This window comes from uncultured Campylobacter sp. (genome assembly GCF_938039205.1).
Taxonomy (GTDB): domain Bacteria; phylum Campylobacterota; class Campylobacteria; order Campylobacterales; family Campylobacteraceae; genus Campylobacter_A.
The window spans coordinates 165,573-183,378 of record NZ_CALHVM010000056.1 but is presented as its reverse complement, the minus strand read 5'-3'; the positions used below and the strand labels follow the sequence as shown (position 1 = coordinate 183,378).

Genomic DNA, 17,806 nt, shown 5'->3' with positions numbered 1-17,806 from the left:
CTACGCTTGAGACGCCTTACGGCGGGGACCCTTTTACTTTGCAGACGAGCTTAGCACAGGCTTAGCCCGTCTTTGATATTTCCGTCCTCGTCTAAATTTTTAGCCTTAAACTCTTCAAATTTAGCCACGGCCGCTTTGTCTCCGCTCTGAGCCGCCTTTTTTAACTTATTTAGCTCCGCAGTCTTTAGTATCGCCTCTTTTTTGATAGGGTCTAGCTCGTTGCGATACGCCGCTTTTACCTCAAAACTCATATTTTTAAGCCTTGCCGCGTCGCCCGTGCCTGCTAGCTCCTCCAGCGCGCTTTGCTTTACGGGGATGTTATCTATCTGCGATTTTGCGTATGCGTCTATTCTTAGGCTTCCATCCTGCGCGATATCGACGAAAAATCTCTTTTTATCCCCGTCTTTGCTGGTCTTGTCAAAGTAAATTTTACTATCGCTAATTACTTTAAAGTCTGCGTTTTTGATATCGTTTTTTAAGACGGCTAGCTGTTTATCGCTTAGATTTACGCTTTTGCCGAGCTCTTGGGTTGTTATCTCTTTCGTATCAAATTTACTTATCAACCCGGCTTTAAAATTTGAGTCGTTAAAGCTCTCTCTTCTCATTGCCGCTATACTCTCGTCCAGCTCACGCTCTACGTTTGGATGCTCTCGCTTTATCTCTTCTATCTTGCGGCCATGATAGACTTTTTCTTCGTTTTGCTGTATAATACCCTTACCGTCCAAGGAGTGTTCTATTGGGCTTTTAGCCGCAGAGCCTTGGACGTATCTTACTTTACCTTCTCTCGTTATCAGCTCAAATTTTCTATTTTTCATCGGATAGTTAGAAACTACGTCTAATCCCCCGTCTCTTTCCTTGATCACGGAAGCAAATTTAACGACGCCGTCTTTATCTCTAAAAGGCTTAAAGAAAAACGTAGTATCTTCAAAATCCACCACAAACGCGGGTCTTTCAAGAGTTGGTTTTATTAGCCCCAAGAAATTCTCTCGCCCTTTAAATTTAAGTTTATTAAATTGGCGACTTTCAATACTAACTTCCCCTATCGGCGTATCTACCTTGCCGTTTGGAAACTCGGCCTTAAAATTTTCTAGGCTATACTCTTTTTCTATGAACGGCTCGGCTTCTTTTCTTATGGCCGTCTCATTGATACTTCCGTCTTTTAGGATATACTTTTTCTCGAGTTCTTTACTTAAATTTATACCGTCCTCTTTGCTCACGATCGTTTCGTTTGGGTTCACGTCAAAAGTTTCGTGCGGATGGGCTTTGCCGTCTAAATTTAGCCTATTTTGCACGTTTCTAGCTTCTGCTTCTCCGTGTATTTTTCGATAATTTTCTTGCAAAGTCTCTTCGGTTATTGCGTTTTGCTCTGCGTTTGCGGCTTCCCTTAACTCTCTTATTTCGTGGTCTGCCCTATATCCTTCATCGCTAAACGCGCGCATTTGTTTTAGCAATCTTTGCGCTTCAGGGGTATCTTTTAGTCCGCCGTCAAAAAGCTTTATGTATTCTTTTTGTAGCGGAGCGTATTTTTCCCATGCGTCATTGCTTATTTTTTCTAGCCTGGCTATCTCGCTTTCATATCTTTTCTCGATATTTTTGGCCGCGACATTCCATACGGTATTAAAATCTCCGCCCCTGGCAAAGTCTTCTATCTCTTGTATAGCGTGTTGCACTTCGTGTATGAGCGTTGATTTGTCGCCAAGATCGCTTAGCCCTATTTCGTTACGCGCCGGATCATAATACCCTTCCGCTCCTGATTTGTAAATATTCGGGCTATCGCTAAAGTTCCCGTCGTTTTTTACGTGCTTGATTTGAGCGCTATCAAAGACGACGATTACGTTATCGTCGATTTTTATACCGTCGTAGCCTGCCTTTTTTAGCTTATTTCGTAAAAAATTCTTGCCTACGTCGTAGTCGTTTTTGTTTAGTACGGCGGCTAAAACGTCTACTTCGCCCGTAACATACCTGTCGTAATATTTATCGTAAATAAAATGTGCCAACTCGTCATTGCCAGCGTCCCTTAGCGTATGCACGTCGTGAACTAACATTTGATTAGGTGTTTGAACATACTCGCCGTTTTTATCGTAAAGCATAAATCCCAAATGATCTTTATCGGCTATCCTAAACCCGCGCACTTTTAGTTTTTCCATAGCCTTTCGCCAAATTTGACGTTCGGTTTGGAACTCCTTAAAACCCTTTTCGCTTAGCCCGAAAATATTTTTTAACGTATCGTAATCATTTATTTTTTCTATTTCAAAAGGTTTTGTGATTTTTAAATACCCGGGTATCAGCTCGGCGCTTGCATATTCGTTCGCCTGCTTTTGACTTGCGGTAAACCAAAAACCGTAGCCGCTGCCTTCAGGCTGCCTTTTGAAAATATTGAGCCCACCCTCGTTGCTTCCGTGATAAAACACTTTCGGGCTTCCGTCGGCGTTTTTAGTGATAGCAGAGCTGCCTTTGTGCCACTCTTTCAAATTTACGTCATATTTGACTTGCGGGTTGCGAAACTCCATAGGCTTTTTAAGGTTTCTATTAGAGTAGAAGGATATAATGGAATTTGGATGGGATGCGGAGATCCCGTCCGCTTTTTCGTATACCACTACTCTAAATTTTACCCCGTTTCCGTCGGCCCATTCATAAATTCTTCCGCCGCTTTCGTCAATAAAAGGTTCTTTATATTTTTGCAAATACTCTCTTATGTTTTTACCGACGCTTAAAAACTCGTCTTGCGTTATCGCACCTTGGGCACCAGGGTCTAAATGCCTTTTGATATGGACGGCGCCGCCTTTTTTATTTGAGCCTTTTCCAAGAATCAGGGCATCATCTATCTTTTGCAAGTCTTGTCTGACTAAAGTGGCCGTCTTGTTGTTGTAAGTTACGTTATATATCCCGCGCTTTTCTCTTTGCGCCGCGTCTTTTACGCTAAGAGCCGCGCCGCCCGGCGTTTCGTCCCCTATTTTTACGACCCTAACGTCCTTTAGTTCGGGATATGCCTTAAACAGCTCCTCGTGATCTAGTAGCTCGCCTAGCCTTCCTCCGCTTTGAAACCCCGGATTTAGCTTTGCATTGCCGTCTCCTATCTCAAATTTCCACGCCCCGTCTTTGTCCTTAAACCACCCCGTCTTTTGCCAAATTTCTACCTCGTCCGCGCCCTTTTCTAGCATCGCTTTAGCCTGATCTAGTTTGCCGACGTTTGCGGTGATTGCCTTCTCTCCGGCAAAGGAGTTTAGGCTCACGTCTTTACCGTCTTTATATAGCTTGCCAAGAAGCTGAGGATTATGATTTGCCATATTTGGAAGCTTATCTGCTGCGCCTAAAATTTTATTATATAGCTTTGGTGTCATCTTCCTAAATGCTATACTTGCACCCTTTGAGCCAAGCATTCCGTAAAGAAAACCCTTTGCGAAGTTTTCAGGGCTAAAATTCCCCTCTTCATCGGTTGAATTTAGCACACCACCCACTATGCCACTACCTAGATGAGCATTTGAGTTTGCCGCTAACCTGCCGCCGACACTAGCGCTGCTTCCTTGTTTTTCCACCATTTGCTTTGTTGCAGCTGCGGCATCAGCCTCGCCATCTGCTTTAGCGGCCCATTGTTGCTCCATTTGCTCATCGCTCTGGGCTGGCCGCTTTGTCTGGCTAGCATTTGTAGTATCCCGTCGGCCTTGGCGTAGTATTTGCTCATCGCCTGCTTGTCGTCCGCCTGCTCGGCTTGCATTATCGCCGACACTAGAAACGCTATCTCGTAGTCCGTTAGCTTCTTTTTCATTGACTAAATTTCCTTTTTGGGATATAATGGATTTATCTTGGTAGCCCAAACCTTGATTTTCGAGTTTGCTACCTGGCCGGGTGAAAGTTTGGATAATACCGGCATTCCCAGATTTTTCTTCGCTCACTTTTGCAAGTCTTTTTAAATCCTTATCCTTTACTTTGGTAGCGTGTTTTACTTCGCCGCTTTGTTTATCTATAGCAAGTTTGCCGATTTTATTGTTTTTAAGCCTTTTTACTATCAACGCATAATCAAGCCTATTGTTTGTAAAAAAATGTGTAGGATTTTCTTTTATATCCTTAACTAGCCTAAAAACATCGGAAGGTTTATCGAAAATTTCAGGGTGTTTGCCGGCTAAGTATTCCAAATCGGCGCTTATTTCATCGGTCGTTATTTTTGATAGATCCCTAACATTAGGGGCTAAATCTGTTTTTACTGTATAGTCCGTCTTAGCCGCTCCGCCATCCCTCATCGTCCAGCCCTCGCCTTCCGCCTCGTTTTTGGCCTTGATTTCGCTTGCGACTTGCGCGCGGATGTTGTTTTCATATACTTCGGCCGCTTTGCCGTTTGCCCAGTCTTTGGCGATATTTATATCTTTTTTTGTGTAGGCTTGCGTAAAAGCTTGCGCGCTCTCGTCCGAAAAACCTCTTTGTTTTAGCCTTGCGGCGTAAATTTCTGGAGTATAGGCCTGCGCCGCGATATCTTTTTCAATCGCGTAAAATATCCCTTGCCCCGCAAGTCTAGGATCTACGTCCGCTCCGCCATTATAAGCTCTAGTGTAGTTTATCTCGTCCGCGCTGGGTTTAAATTTAGCGTTGATTAACTCCCTCGTCGCGCTTGCAGACATACCTTGTTTTTGATATTCGTTGATAGCTCTTTGAGTGTCCGCGTATCTTACGGCCGATTGTTCGCGCGCGCTCTCTAGGCTTTGCTTTGCCGCTTCTATTTGCTCGCCGTATGCTTTAGCATAGTCTCTTTGGTTCTCAAAGTCCTTAAATTTAACTATATCCGCATAAGTATCAGCATCTACAAAGTCGCTTTTTTCTTTGCCTTGCGCAGCCTCTTTTACGACCTTTGCCGCCGTAGCTTCGTCCAGCCCCACTTCGCCGGTCGCAAACTCTCGCGCGGTCATCGTCTGAGCTGTTTTTAGTTCGCCGGCCGCGGCGCCCGTACCGCCTCCGCCTTCGTTGCCGCCGCCTATAAACTCGCTATTTTCGGCGCTCTCTATGGCGTCCGCTTCGTTTGCCGCCTTGCTCGCGCGACGCTTTGCTATGAGTTTGCCGATACCTTGGATGCCTTGATCTATCGCATGCCCCAAAACAAAACCGCCTGCCGCTCCGTAGCCCATGTTTTTTAGCGTCTCTTCGTCGTTTTTGCCCTCGCCTAGAGCCATCACGCCGCCGCTTGCCGCGCCGGTCCCCGCAAAAAATAGAGACTTTTTGCCAAACTGCGCCAGCTTGCTTCCTTTGCTAAGCAGCCCCATACCTCCGATGAAATTTATCGGGTCGGCGACCATCTCCGTGCCTATTTCAGCCACACGGCTACCCCACGACGTCTCGCCGGTAGCCTTTTCGTAGTCGTCTCGTAGCTTCTCCGCGTTTTTGATTTTAGGACGCAAGCCTTTTTCTATGGCGTTTTGATAGACGTAGTTCCCTTTTTCGTCGCGCTGCCCTTCGTAAAACGGATTTACAAAATCGCTCACGCGCTCGGCGGCGTTTGCGATACCGGCTACTGTTTTGGCCGCGCCAAGCCCCCAGCCGTGTTTTTTTGCTCCAAAGCCTTCAAATTTCTGCGCGTTTCTCGCCTCTTCTTCGCTCACGTCGCCGCGCATTATGCCTTGAACTAGCTTCCCGTCTAGCCCAGAGTCCGCTAGCTCGTTTCTTTTGACTTGCCTATCTTGCATATATTGACGCTTAGCCATATCGGCGATCAAATTCGGCAAAAACCCCATACCCTCTAGCTGCGCTATTTTTTCGTCGCCTAGATATTCGCGTATAGTAACAGGCATCACATTGCTCCGTCATCACCGAAAATAAACGGCTTTTTCCTCTCTAGATCGCTTTTCCTCTCTTTATATCCGGATTGATCGCCTTTGGCTTCGCGCCTAGCATCGGACTCTTTTGCTAGCTCGTCTACGAAATTTTTATTAAGATAATAGCCGTCTTTGGAGTTTTTTGTTACGCCAAGATGCGCATACTCGTTATATGTGGCTGCATCGACTTTCACCCAGCTTTCATCGCCGGGAGCGGCCTTGTTTGAGCTAAAACGCTGCATGATGTTTCCTATGGCCAAGACTTCTGCGTCGCTCTTGCCTTTTGTTTCATTCGGGAAAAACTGCCTATACGCCGCTACGTTAGCCGCGTCTTCTTGTTTTTGGCGGTTTAGCTTATCGACGCGCTCCTGCGCTAGCGAGCCGTAGTAGCCCGCTTGCGCGTTGGCTCTAGCCCAGTCTACGGCTCTATCCTTATCGGCCCTTAGAGTATCCATACTTAGTTTGTATTTATCCCACTCCTGCTCTTTGCCGAATTTATCCTTATTCCACGCTAGCTCATCGGCCTTAGACTTCATCTCTTCGGCGTGCGAATTTTTCCTAAAATTTAGTTCATCGTTTTTAAAAAGCTTTTCCTCTTGATATCTTTGATTCTCATCGTCTATTTTTTGACGCTCTTTGCCGATCTGCCCTATTTTCATGAGACTATCGCCAAGAGCCGCAAAGCCCGCTCCGATTCCGGCACCCTTGCTATATTCAGGCGCTTTTAAATACTCAATGTTAAATCGCATTTTCCTCGTCCTTTCTCTTACTCATCGCACTTAGCCATCCTTGCTCTAAATTTTGCTGCGCCTGATTGCGGCGGCGCTTCTCTTCTTTGAGTAGATCGAGGTTTAGTTTATAAGTTTTATCCGCGGCCTTGCCTTGTTTGTAGGCGCTAAATGCGCTGCCTAAGCCGCCGACTAGCGCGCCTGCAGCCTGCAAGCTATCGGCATTATTTTTAATCCCGCTTGAAAGATTTTTCCACCAATCCCACATATTTCTCTCCTTAAAATTTTTACTCCTCGCGCGAATAAAATACGCGCTTGTGGGCGGAAGCGCAAGCGCTCCCTGCACCCACCTAAAGCACACCGCCGCTCTGGGCGGCGGTGTAATCGCTTTGCCGTTATTTTTTGCTCTCGTCGTTTTATTTTTACCGCCATGCCGCTTTCGCAAAACCGGGCGGAAGTCCGCCGTTTTACCGGCAAACACAAAACCCAAGTTTCGATAAGAAACTTACTGTGTTTTTTCCTAAATTTCGTATATTATTTTTTACCGCTCTTGTTGCCGCCGGAGTTTCTCTCGGCTTGTCTTTGTCTTGATTTCTCGCCGCGGCTTGTCTTTCCGCTCCCAGTCGTGCCGCTGATATTACCGCCCCTACGGTTGCCTGAGCTATTTGCGCGTCCACCGGAGTTTATGGCGCCGCTCACGCTGCCGCTTTTGCCGGCTTTATCGGCCGCTTCAGCCGCCATCGCTCCGCCTCTGCTGTGCGCTCCGGTACCGTTGATCCCGCCTCGGCTACCCACTTCGCGATTCCCAAAAAATCCGCGCTCGTAATCCTCTTTAAATTTTTGCATTCCTAGCGTCTTGCCCCATCTCGAATAGCCGTGATAGTTATACGCGGTTTGTCCAAATCTAGATCCCGCAAACCCTTCAAACGTATTCTTGTTCGTTCCGAGTTGCATGCCGCCGCCTTGTTGCATTTTGGCTATCGCCGGAGCGACTGCGTCCGCAATGTCGTCAAACGCCGCGGAGTATAGCTGCCTTCCAAACGGCGAAAAGCCGTCGGGCTTAAAACCCGCTACGGAGCCAAACGTGCTCTTTTCTAGCGCAGTTTCTATCTGAGAGCGGCTGTAGTTTTGATTCATTCTCGACATTATGCTGCCCGCGTCCATAAATCTATTTGCTCGAGTTAGTCCCATATCTCTTGCTGGCGTGTTTAGGTAGTCGCTAAATTTCTCTATCGGGTGAGCATATTCAAATTTCTTACCTCTCCACTCGTAGCCCACCGTTTGGCCGTATTGATTTTCTAGCTCGATCCTACCTATATCAAACCCTAGCGACCTTTTTACCCCGTCCAAAAAATCTATCTTTTGCTCATATATCGGTTCTCCTTTACTCGTAAATCCCGCCAAATCGCCGCCGAAGCCGAAATGATTATCAAGCCCGCTCATCACCTCAAACGTCTCCGTAAAAAGGCTATCCAGCGCTAAGCCTATAGCCAGCGTGCCAAAAGCCGAAGTTATGCCCAGCGCCTTTGATAGCGTCTGCACGCCGAGGCTAACTATCTCTTTTTTTAGGCTTGCGGTTACCACGTCGTGGATCGTGGCTGCGCTGATTTGTCCGTCGTACGCCCAGCCCGCCGCGATCGCTCCCAGCGGCCCCCACTTGTTCATAGCGTATCCCTGCAGCGCCGCTCTTAGCGCGCCCTTTTTTCTCTCTTCGGCTAGCTCTCTTAAGAACTCGCCGCTCACCGCTCCGCTTCGCCCCATCGTCCTACCCTCTGGGCCGGCAAAGTCTTTGTCTCTCTCGCGCAATATGTCTCTAGCTTTTTCTACCGCCTTGCTTACCGCGTTTTCTATCTCTTCGCCTGCAGCCTCGGCCGCCTCGTCTCTAGCTCTTTTGTTCCACTCGCGAAATATCAAAATTTGCATAGGGAGCAGCGCTAGCTCGGCGTAGTCTTCATTCAGATCAAGTATTGAAAGCGTAAGAGAATAGCTTTGAGAGATAAAAACAGATGCGAGATTTGGCATAGGCTCGAAGCTCGGGCTATACGCTGAGCCGCCGGCAAGAAGATAATCAAACGCCGCAGAGCCTGCCATAAAAGAAAATACGTCGCTATCTTCGGGATTAGTGACGTTTAAAATGTCGTTAAACGCTATGTATGTTTGCAAATTTAGCCTTTTGGTGGCAAACTATTTGCCTTTTTTGATTTCGTAGTCCGCTATCGCTTTTGCGGCGATGTCGTCGCCTTTGGTGATAGCTGCGAGCAGATTGAAAAAATGTTCGTTCATCGATGCCGGAGGAATCAGATCGCGCTGGGCGAGGTTTTGCAAAAAGTCGCCTAGGATGGACGTAGCTTTGATGATACGATTGTCTTTCACCTGCCGCTCGATGGCCTTGTGTTGCTCTTCGGCCAGCTTTTGCTCGGCTTTGATTTTTTCTATCTGTGCAGCCGTGAGATCGTTTTGCGCCCTTAGCTGGTCCATCTCTAGCGGGTGTTTTTCTTTCATGTATTTATTTTTTAACTCGAGCGCTTCGAGTTCTTTTTCTAGCCCTTGGTTACGCAGTTCTAGCGCGCGCAGCTCCTGATCGAAGGTCAGCTCTTTTTGCGCTAGCTCCATCGCGTTTTGCATAGCGTTTTGAGTGAAATTTATGGATAGATCCGCGAGCAGCCCAGAGATGGTTCTAGCCCTAACTTCGTCGTCGATGTTGTAGTTGTCGAATTGTTCATCGATATACTGCGTGGTTTTTACAAACGGCGAATCTACGCAAGTCGCCGCCACCAAAATTTTCTTAAAATTTTCTATGTATTTTTCATCGTATTTTATTTTGATTTTTTGCGCCATTACAGTCCCTTCATCTGCCGCTTGAGTTTGTTTAGGTTTGATCTTGCAAGGCTAGCCTGCGTTTCTAGCTCGTCTATCTCTTTGTCTGCGCCGTCCAGCTTTTTTGAAACGGCGCCAAATTTCGCGTCCATAGAGTTTTGCAGGGCATCGATTCTACTTTCTATCCCGCCGATACTCGTTCGAAGCGTATCTATTTGGTTTTCCAGCGCACGCACGCTATTTTTGAGCGCGTTAAAGTCTTCGTCGCTTACCGGCATAGTTCTATCTCGCTGGTTTTGTCCACGGCCAAATTTAGCGCCTCTTCAAGCTCTTCATGTGCTATTAGCTCGATCTCGCCGCCTGCTAGTTTCCACTCTAAAGCCTCAAGCCCAAGCCTACGAGCGCGCTCTAGGGCTAGGCTCATTCTGCTTTGAGACTTCTCGTCGCCTTTGAATTTACGCCCGCTTTTCGTCCTTACGACGATGCGAGCAATCTCTTCTTCTTTGAGCGCTTTTATCTGTGCCTTTTGCTCAGCTGCTGCAGCCGCCTTCATCCCTTCGCTCGGCTCAAATTTACCGTTTTTAAGAGCGTAGCCGTATGGGCTTTGTCCGTTTGGGATATCCACTTTGGCCGCTTCGACGTTTTTATACGCGGCGTGTTTTTCGGTGCCGCTACCTATGATTACTCCGTCTTCGTCTAAAAAATAATACATGTTTCACCTTTTATTTTTACTCCGCGGACGAGCGAGGCCCGTCCTTACGGGCAAAGAGCTACGCCCTTTGCAAACCCCTAAAGCCCTACCTCGCGGCGGGGACCCGTTTGTTTTTACCCCGCAGGAAAGCATAGCAAAGCAATACAAGCTACCTCTCTACTAGATCTTGCTGATTTAGATATAGCATCACGGCCGCACTGTTTGGCCCCATCAAAAATTGATCGTTAAACGTCCCATTGCTTGCCCTTCCGAGCAACGCTACGTGAGACTTAGAAAAATCAGATACGTTATAGAGCACTATGCAGGCGTTTGTCTTGGAGTTAAAATTTGCTTGGATTATTTTGTTGGCCGCAGAGTTGTTTTCAAAACGCTCGATTTTTATGATCGTGTTGGTTTGCTTGAATTGATCAAATGCCACGTCGCCGCTAAAATATATTTTACTACCGATGATTTGAAACGGCGTATACGTTCCGCTCGAGTTTGCGATACGAAAATTATCCGCCATGACTTCAAATTTGCTCTGTTGCCCACTCCCATCGCTAAACTGCCAGCCCGTGATTCTGCCTTGCTTGTCCGTGATCAGGGATTTGACTTTGGCTAGATACTCTTTTGCCGCCGTCGCGATAGCCGCGGCATTCGTGACCTTCACAAGCTCGGTTTCGGCTCTGGAGATGAGACTTGTCATGTCTGCCGTCATAGACCTGATTTTGCCGTCCAGTCCTTTTTCTACCTTGGTTTCGACGTTTTTTGTGATTTGGTTTGTTAGCTCGCCGGGCAAACTCGCCTTGAGTTGCTCGAATTTTTGAGCTATCGCGCTATTTTCGCTTGCGTAGGCTTGTTTAAGCAGATCTATGCTAGCATTGATCTCGCCGAATTTTGCATTGATTTGTTGTATCGCCTGTGCCAGAGCTTCGTTGTCCGTAGTTACGGCGACATCCTTATTTTTGACCATCGCCGAAATCTGTCCGTTGATCGCCTTGACTTCGGTTTTTAGCTCTTCAAGGGCCTTGATCGTGCCGCGCAGCTTATCTCGCAAATTTTGATTATCGAAGGTTCTCTCTTTTGCTAGATAATCCTCGATGATACGTTCAAGCTCGCTGATATGATCAAACGGATTAAACGGCACGGGTGCGTTTGTGCCGCCGCCCTCGTCGCCCTCGCCGCTTCCAGTGCCGGCTTCCGGGTTAAATCCAAGAGGCCTAACCTCGAGATAATCGGGCGTTATATATGCTATGGTTTTATTAGTATCTGACATATTCGCTCCTTAAATTTACCATGCGGCCTGCACTAGTTTTGCCTTGCCGCGCATTACGCACATCGCATCGTTCCCTAACGGCGGGCGTAGCCATACCGCATACGCATGCCACGCTCCGCCGTAGCCAAAACTATCGCTGATGTCGTTTTTATAAAACCCTTCCTGCGCGTTATCCCAAGCGCTAGCCTCGGCAAATATCACGACGTGATTTTGTTTTACCATGCCGATATTTTTTAGCTCTAGCTTCGCGCCGCTTTTGATGTTTTCAAACACGAGGTCTACGATGCGAAATTTGGAGTCAAAAACTAGCGGCTTGTTAAAACGATCAAAATACGCGATATCTAGCCCAAACGCGCTACCCACGACAAAGGTCTTTTCATAGTATGCATTCACTTTTTACTCCGCGGACGAGCCAAGCCCGTCCTTACGGGCAAGGCTTGGCGCCCTGCACCCGCACTGAAGCCCTGCCTTACGGCGGGGACCCGTTTTACTCCTCATCGGGGCTTGCCTCCAAACTTCCCCGTCCGGCGCGTCACACCGCAAAAGCTCTATTTCTCCAGCCATTGGCGTAAATTTTTAACCGCGGATTTTTCTCGATCAGCTTGTTGTAGTATTCAAGCTCGGCGCGGTCGAACTGCTTGTCAAATCGCTCCTCGTCATATCGGTTTATCGCCGCTATCGTTTGATCGCCAACTATGCCGTCATTCACTACGCCTACCAACTGCTGTGCAACTCTCACGGCAGGTTTAACTCCGACATTGACGCCAAAGATAAACATCTCGTTAGCCTTGAGTTGGCTAGTGACTTCATCAAGCCTCATGCGATCCCAATATGCCTCTTTGTAAAATGCTCGCACTTGCGCGCGCAAATTCTCGCTAGCGTATAGCGCACGGGATATTTTCTCGATGTCGCCGCCAAGAGCTACCGCGCCTAATATCTCATCCCAGCCTTTCCAATGAGGATGGGCGTCTTGGTATATTCCCATAAACGTCCACCCTCTTTCTGTTGGGTTTTTATCAAGCGCGTCCCCTGGCTTAGAAAATTCTAGCCTCATCAAAATTTGGAATGCTTCGTTAAAATTTGCCATTTGCTGTCCTTTTTAGTTTATTTTTCTCAAAAAATACGCGCTCTTTATGCTCGCCTTTTTTGCCGATGTTAAAGCCCTCGACGGGGCGGTGGTATTTTTTACCCCATCGCTCGCATCGCTTGCGCGATATGCTCCGCTCACTCGCTCACGCACGGACGACGAGCAGTCGTCGTCCTCTAAAGGCGCTCGCTCCCCCATCACTCTGCTCCATACGGTGCATTTTGTGCGCTTTTCTTGCAAGTTCTCTAATATCTCACTATTTGTCATCTTCCCGCTCCTCGTGTCTAAAACTCCCGCCGTAGTCGTCGTAACTATCATATCTTCTGCCTCCAGCTTTGTTTGATACAAAATCTCTCACGAATATCAGTGCCTCGCTGCCCATCCAAGCACCTATCCCGCAAATGGCAAAGCTCACGTGTTCGTCTTTTGCGAAAAAGTAGGCTATCTCGTAGACCACATACGCGCTAAAGCACCCGTCCCACGTCCGCCTGAGCAAATTCTTTATACCCCCGCCGCCGCCATTCTTGATAAAGGCTGTGATAGACCCCGCGCAGCCTATGACTAACACGTAAAATAAATAGTGTAATTCCACAGCTACGCCTTAAAGATGATTAACATCCTTGCGGGGCTTAGTAGAACGTTTACTACGCCCTGCGTAACAGCCCACGCTGTTAGCTTAACCTCCTCGCTATGAAAAATATCCCCATAAAAACAGTACAGTGTTGCACTAAACGCTATCATAAACAAGCCGCCTAGCGCCAACACTAGCCACCGCTTTAATTTGTTTTTAGGCTTTGGTAGTAGTTTAATCTCGCTCATCTACGCACCCCTTTAAGAGTTCCTCGCAGGTTTTGAAATACTCCATTAGCTCGCGTGCGCTTTGCGGATCGTTTGCCTCGAATTTCGGCTTTTGGGGCATTTTCGCAAGGCACGCAACGGGCGTTCTCACTTCTTGATATACGGTTTTTGTGATGATTTGCGGCTCTTTGGCGCAACCAGCTAAAGATAAAACCGCTGCAACTGTCAAACAAAATTTGACAGTTGCCTTATTTGCCTGCTTCATTTATCAGCTCCTCGTAAAATTTAAGTTTCTTTTCGCACTGCGCGTCTTTGACGGGTATTTCTATCTTTTTAAATTTCGTCACTACGCGCTCCTGCATCTTTACGACATCGGGCGACTTTATGGTTAGCGCCTTGATTTTCTCGTTTTGAAAATCTATGCGCGTATTACACTCGCTTAGATTTGCCGCCGATACTTGGATAGCCGCCTCTTTTATCGCTAGCTCTTTTTGCGCCTGAGCTAGCCCCGCTTTTGCTTCTTTGATGTCGTCTCTTAACTTCCAGATTTCAATCCCAAGCCCTAGCATTACGCCCGCAAGAGCGCCGATTACGATTAGCCAAAGTTTGTTTGCGATTAGAAAATTCATCACGCCCCCTTTAGCAAATTTATGGTAAGCAGGACGGCCAAAATTACCGCCGCGATAACTGCAAATTTGACCGCCGAGCTCATTGTTTTATCCTTTTAAACGGATTGATAGCCCAAACGGTTTGCAGGATTTTCTTGTCGTTCTCGTCCATATACGTATGCTTGTTGTCCTCGCGCATACCGACTACGTCCATCAGCTTCCACCCCAGATAGACACGGCAGTACCATTTTGATTTGCCATATCGGATCTCGCGGTAGTAGCCGAAACGCTCGCGTCCGTCTTTCATTTTGCAAACCACCAGGCACTCTGTGTTCTTTTGCCCTTTGTTGTAGGTCGCAAATACGTCGCCTTGAGCGCGCACCGTATTTGCGTCGATGTCCTCTACTCGCACGCCCAAGTATTTCGCGCTAAATACGCCTATGCGGTTGCGGTATAGCCAGCAAAGCCTAGCCCAGTAGGTGCGGTTCTTGCCGTTTGGATAGTGTTCGCCTCTCCACCCGTCGTCGCCGTTGATGCCGTAGTCCGGGTCATCAAACCACGCCGCCCATCTCGGCAGTTTTTCGCTCTCTTTACCGCAAAAAAGCAAAGCGATCGGCACGACGAGAAACTGCAAAATCTCAAGCGGTATCTCTACCGCTACGTTTTTCAAAATTTGAAGTTTTTGTTTCGCCGTGAGTTTCATCGTCATACCTTTCTGATTCTTGCGCCTACGCCGAGTCTGAGAAGATGTTCGCTGCTAGAATCCATCCCCGCGCTTACTACTATTTGACTTAAGGATGTTAAGCCTTTAAAATTATTCGCCCCACTAATTTTTACTAATTTCCTCATCGTCAAATAAAATACGTTAGATAGGTTGCAAAAATTACCTGCCCCGGTTATAGTATGCAAGCTTGGAAACGTAAAATCATTGACCGTCATAGAGTTGTTTGAAAAGCAGGTATTCTTAACGGTTTCTAGCAAAGGCGCGTCTATCTTTGTTAGCGCAGTTGTGGAAAAACTGTCATTCGCTTCTCTTAGCAAGGGGACTTTCAAGGTTCTTATATCCCCGCTTAGATTGTTAAAGCAGCTAGCCCCAAGCGTCTGTAACGCTTTTAAATTTAGCTCCGTCATACCAGGAGCGACCAAAATTAGAGAAAAATTATTAAAATTGTTTGCCCCGATTTTCGTAAATTTGCTAAAGTCTAGTTTGTTTTTGTGGTAGTTAGGAGCCTCGCAAATGTTTTGATACGTCCGCGTAAAACTATTCGGAACCTCCTTCCCCCACAAAACATAGTCTAGCCCGCCTTCTTTGACTATCTTTGTTACTTCGGGGTAGGATGCCTCGCCCCCGCCCCCGAAAAAAAATGCGCCTTTTAACATTATGCGGCCTTTATGAAAGAAATTAGCACTTTGTTGTCGCCTGGGCGCACAAAGTAGCTAAAAAATACATATCCTTGCCCATATGTCGCTTCGCTTGGGTTTAGGATTACAAAGTCGCTTGAAAAGCCGGATACGCCGTTGCCGCTAATATACACTAGCCCGCTTTGACCCGCCTCTCTAGACCCTGCCGTTATTTGCCCGCTTACGCTACCCGTGAAATTTACGCCTTGCATAAAATCTATCGTATTACTCGCGATGTTTTGCGCTTTGGTGTATTTATTTAGCGCAGTCTGCGTGACGGCTGCGGCGGCGAGCGTAGATATTTTGTTCTCAAATGCCGTTGCAAGCCCCCCAATGGCAGAGTTTAATGTAGTTGTATCTATTTTATTGCTTACAGCATTAGTTACATCAAGCTTGGTTGCTAGTGTTTTTTTATCTTCCTCGTATATAGTTGTCGATAGTTTGTCCGCCAGCTCATCTTTGTTTGCCAAATTTGCAGCTTTTGCGTCGATTAGCTCGTTTACTTTAGCCTCGTCCACCCCGCTACTTACAGATTCGCCTTTTTTGAGAAAGGTATCCTCTATCTTTTTGCTTGAATACGTTTTATCTACCGCCGCAGCCGCGTCGTCGATAGGCGTTTTTTGCTTTAGCTCTTCTACCGCACTCGCGAGCTCGCTCACGGCCTCGTTTATTAGTTGTTTTGCCTTTTCCTCGCTTACGCCGGCGCCGCCGTTTTCTTTGATTTTAGCGAGGATCTCTTCAGCCTTGGCCAAAGACTGCTTTAGCGGCTCCAGCCTTTGGGCTACGGCGTTAAATTCGGCTATCTTTGCGTCCATCTCGCCGCTTTTGTCGTCAAAGCTGTTTTTAGCCAGCTTTATCTCCACCGAGATCGTTTCCAAGCGGCTCAAATTTAGCTCTTTAACCTTCTCGCTAAGAGCCAAAATTTCCTTACAAATTTGCGTAAATTCTTTTTCGTTTTGCATTTTTTCTCCTTGTGTTTTTTGGGCGGCTACGGTCTTATCCTTGCCCTCATTACTCTGTCCAGATCTGCTAGATCGGCCCTGTCTTGATATTTGCCGTTTTGAAAATCCATAAATTTGTATATGAACTTTCTACAACTTAGGCCTTTACATTTCACGCGGTCGGCCATATAAAAGTCTAAATTATTTAAAAACTCCTCATCCCAAAGAAAATACGTCCCGACTTCGGAACCTATCTCGTACGGCTTAGCATACCCTTTGGCTCCGAGCGCGCTTTCCAGGTCGCAACTTAGGTCGTCAAAGTTGCTTGTTTCGTATTCGCAAAGAGATTCGAGATATAGTTTGTTAAATCTGAGACGATCCTTGTCGTCTCCGGCTCTTGCCGCGGCGATGCCGTAGCCTAGAGCCGCCAGCAGGCTCTCGTCTTCGTAGTCCATCTCGTCCGTCCCTGCGCGAGGAGGACGAAATTTAGCTACGAAGTATTTTTTTGAGAGATAGTAGTCTACGCCTATGTTTCTATCGTCCGTTTCTATTTTTTCCAGGACGGTTATGGCGCGGTGTATTTTTGCGGCCGTCCGGGCCATTAGTAGACGAAATTCATCGTCGCCGCATATTTTTACGCCGCGACGAGTATTGATTTCGTATATATTTTTGAACTCCGAAAAAGTCATCTTTACTCCTCAGCCAAGCCAAGACCGTCGGCCTCCGCTTAAACTTTCAGATTTTTAAGCCAAGCAAACGCTACCGGCGTGCACACGCGAAGCGTAAGCTCGGTTAGTATTTCTTTTTTGATCTCGTCGTTCTCGGTAGGCAAGTCTTTTTTCTTCGTCATTCTCCAGTAAACTGCGTAAATATCCTCGGATCTATAGGCTATTATCTCGTTGTTCGCGAGCTCCGGCGACAAAAGTAGCTTTACATTCTCGCCGTATTGGGAGTTTATCGCCGTAATCTTGTCGTGCAGATATTCTACGGTGTAGTTGGCTTGCTTGTATTTATCGAGCAGATCCATCACTCTATCCATTTGTTTATCGGGCAAAAGTATAAAATCGTAAGGCAGACCCCTTAAATGTCCGATCTTAAGCAGATCTCTAATAAACTGCATAGACATATCCGCCCCTGTGGCGTCAAAGGTATTGGTCGCGGTAGTAAAGCTTTTTAGTCCGCCGAGCTTTCCTTCTTTTTTAACGCCGGTATTGACCCTTTGAACAGCAGTTTGATCGGAAAGCAGTATCTTTTCTAGCGTTTTTTTATGCCTGATCGCCTCCATCTCGCCGTTTTTGGTTAGGATCAAATTTCCGTCCACCCTTTTGCTATCCTCTTCCGTACCCGAAACGCCGTAAGTATTTTTTACGATTTGGTATTGGTTTTTTAGCTGTCCGCCGGTAGCGTATTTCAAAGCGGCCGGAGCGCCGCCCTCTAAGTGCGCGTTATCGGCTTCGCCGTCGGGCGTTTCATCGTAAAACCACGTGTGCCCGGCCGCCGCGTTCGTGCTCCTATCTACCGGAGCGCCATTTTGGATAGACGTCAAAAACGGCGTCTGCTTCCACCCCATCTCTTTTATCGTGTTCCAAAACTCGGTGCCTCTTCTTCCGAAAGCCTCGTCGCTGGTCATTATTCCTTGTCTAACAATAGGCATCTTTTAT

At 47.1% G+C, this 17,806-nt stretch carries 20 protein-coding genes; all 20 read right to left on the bottom strand.

Translation table 11 applies throughout. The annotated features are described in order from the left end of the window. Positions 1-50 precede the first annotated feature (50 nt). Entirely contained in the window at positions 51-5,774 is a 5,724-nt protein-coding gene (locus tag Q0394_RS08840) for an LPD23 domain-containing protein (RefSeq protein WP_298946900.1), read from the bottom strand. Continuing rightward, positions 5,774-6,547 (bottom strand): hypothetical protein, encoded by a 774-nt coding sequence (locus Q0394_RS08835; protein WP_298946898.1) that lies wholly within the window; start codon positions 6,545-6,547, stop codon positions 5,774-5,776. The genes Q0394_RS08840 and Q0394_RS08835 overlap by 1 nt, the downstream gene beginning before the upstream one ends. Further along, positions 6,537-6,794 (bottom strand): hypothetical protein, encoded by a 258-nt coding sequence (locus tag Q0394_RS08830; RefSeq protein ID WP_122871307.1) that lies wholly within the window; start codon positions 6,792-6,794, stop codon positions 6,537-6,539. The genes Q0394_RS08835 and Q0394_RS08830 overlap by 11 nt, the downstream gene beginning before the upstream one ends. A gap of 266 nt (positions 6,795-7,060) precedes the next feature. Then, on the bottom strand, positions 7,061-8,689 hold the full coding sequence (locus Q0394_RS08825; RefSeq protein ID WP_298946897.1) for a hypothetical protein: 1,629 nt from the start codon (positions 8,687-8,689) through the stop codon (positions 7,061-7,063). A gap of 21 nt (positions 8,690-8,710) precedes the next feature. Beyond that, positions 8,711-9,364 carry a hypothetical protein gene (locus Q0394_RS08820; protein ID WP_298946895.1) on the bottom strand — a complete coding sequence of 218 codons (654 nt, stop codon included), beginning with the start codon at positions 9,362-9,364 and terminating at the stop codon, positions 8,711-8,713. Then, the gene (locus Q0394_RS08815; RefSeq protein ID WP_298946893.1) at positions 9,364-9,621 is read right to left on the bottom strand and encodes a hypothetical protein; all 258 of its coding nucleotides are present in this window, start codon (positions 9,619-9,621) and stop codon (positions 9,364-9,366) included. Before Q0394_RS08815 ends, Q0394_RS08820 begins: the two co-directional genes overlap by 1 nt. Further along, on the bottom strand, positions 9,612-10,055 hold the full coding sequence (locus Q0394_RS08810; protein ID WP_298946891.1) for a hypothetical protein: 444 nt from the start codon (positions 10,053-10,055) through the stop codon (positions 9,612-9,614). Before Q0394_RS08810 ends, Q0394_RS08815 begins: the two co-directional genes overlap by 10 nt. A gap of 148 nt (positions 10,056-10,203) precedes the next feature. Then, the gene (locus Q0394_RS08805) at positions 10,204-11,310 is read right to left on the bottom strand and encodes a hypothetical protein (RefSeq protein WP_298946889.1); all 1,107 of its coding nucleotides are present in this window, start codon (positions 11,308-11,310) and stop codon (positions 10,204-10,206) included. 15 nt (positions 11,311-11,325) lie between these two features. Beyond that, complete coding sequence (locus Q0394_RS08800; RefSeq protein WP_298946887.1) at positions 11,326-11,703, bottom strand: hypothetical protein; 378 nt, start codon at positions 11,701-11,703, stop codon at positions 11,326-11,328. A 139-nt stretch (positions 11,704-11,842) separates the two neighbouring features. After that, positions 11,843-12,397 (bottom strand): putative peptidoglycan-binding domain-containing protein, encoded by a 555-nt coding sequence (locus Q0394_RS08795; RefSeq protein ID WP_298946885.1) that lies wholly within the window; start codon positions 12,395-12,397, stop codon positions 11,843-11,845. Positions 12,398-12,409: 12 nt separating this feature from the next. Next, positions 12,410-12,664: a hypothetical protein gene (locus Q0394_RS08790; protein ID WP_298946883.1), complete on the bottom strand. Its 255-nt coding sequence runs from the start codon at positions 12,662-12,664 to the stop codon at positions 12,410-12,412. Next, positions 12,654-12,989 (bottom strand): hypothetical protein, encoded by a 336-nt coding sequence (locus Q0394_RS08785; protein WP_298946880.1) that lies wholly within the window; start codon positions 12,987-12,989, stop codon positions 12,654-12,656. The genes Q0394_RS08790 and Q0394_RS08785 overlap by 11 nt, the downstream gene beginning before the upstream one ends. 2 nt (positions 12,990-12,991) lie before the next feature. After that, on the bottom strand, positions 12,992-13,216 hold the full coding sequence (locus Q0394_RS08780; RefSeq protein WP_298946878.1) for a hypothetical protein: 225 nt from the start codon (positions 13,214-13,216) through the stop codon (positions 12,992-12,994). After that, entirely contained in the window at positions 13,203-13,460 is a 258-nt protein-coding gene (locus tag Q0394_RS08775; RefSeq protein WP_298946876.1) for a hypothetical protein, read from the bottom strand. Before Q0394_RS08775 ends, Q0394_RS08780 begins: the two co-directional genes overlap by 14 nt. Next, positions 13,444-13,824, bottom strand: a complete 381-nt coding sequence (locus Q0394_RS08770; RefSeq protein WP_298946873.1) for a hypothetical protein — start codon at positions 13,822-13,824, stop codon at positions 13,444-13,446. Before Q0394_RS08770 ends, Q0394_RS08775 begins: the two co-directional genes overlap by 17 nt. Before the next feature lie 79 nt (positions 13,825-13,903). Beyond that, positions 13,904-14,506, bottom strand: coding sequence for a hypothetical protein (locus Q0394_RS08765; protein ID WP_298946871.1), 603 nt, complete (start codon positions 14,504-14,506; stop codon positions 13,904-13,906). A gap of 2 nt (positions 14,507-14,508) precedes the next feature. Then, on the bottom strand, positions 14,509-15,183 hold the full coding sequence (locus Q0394_RS08760; RefSeq protein WP_298946870.1) for a leucine-rich repeat protein: 675 nt from the start codon (positions 15,181-15,183) through the stop codon (positions 14,509-14,511). Beyond that, positions 15,183-16,166: a hypothetical protein gene (locus Q0394_RS08755; RefSeq protein WP_298946868.1), complete on the bottom strand. Its 984-nt coding sequence runs from the start codon at positions 16,164-16,166 to the stop codon at positions 15,183-15,185. Before Q0394_RS08755 ends, Q0394_RS08760 begins: the two co-directional genes overlap by 1 nt. Positions 16,167-16,192: 26 nt before the next feature. Then, complete coding sequence (locus Q0394_RS08750) at positions 16,193-16,834, bottom strand: hypothetical protein (protein WP_298946866.1); 642 nt, start codon at positions 16,832-16,834, stop codon at positions 16,193-16,195. Positions 16,835-16,872: 38 nt separating this feature from the next. After that, on the bottom strand, positions 16,873-17,799 hold the full coding sequence (locus tag Q0394_RS08745; RefSeq protein ID WP_298946864.1) for a DUF5309 family protein: 927 nt from the start codon (positions 17,797-17,799) through the stop codon (positions 16,873-16,875). Positions 17,800-17,806: the final 7 nt, after the last annotated feature.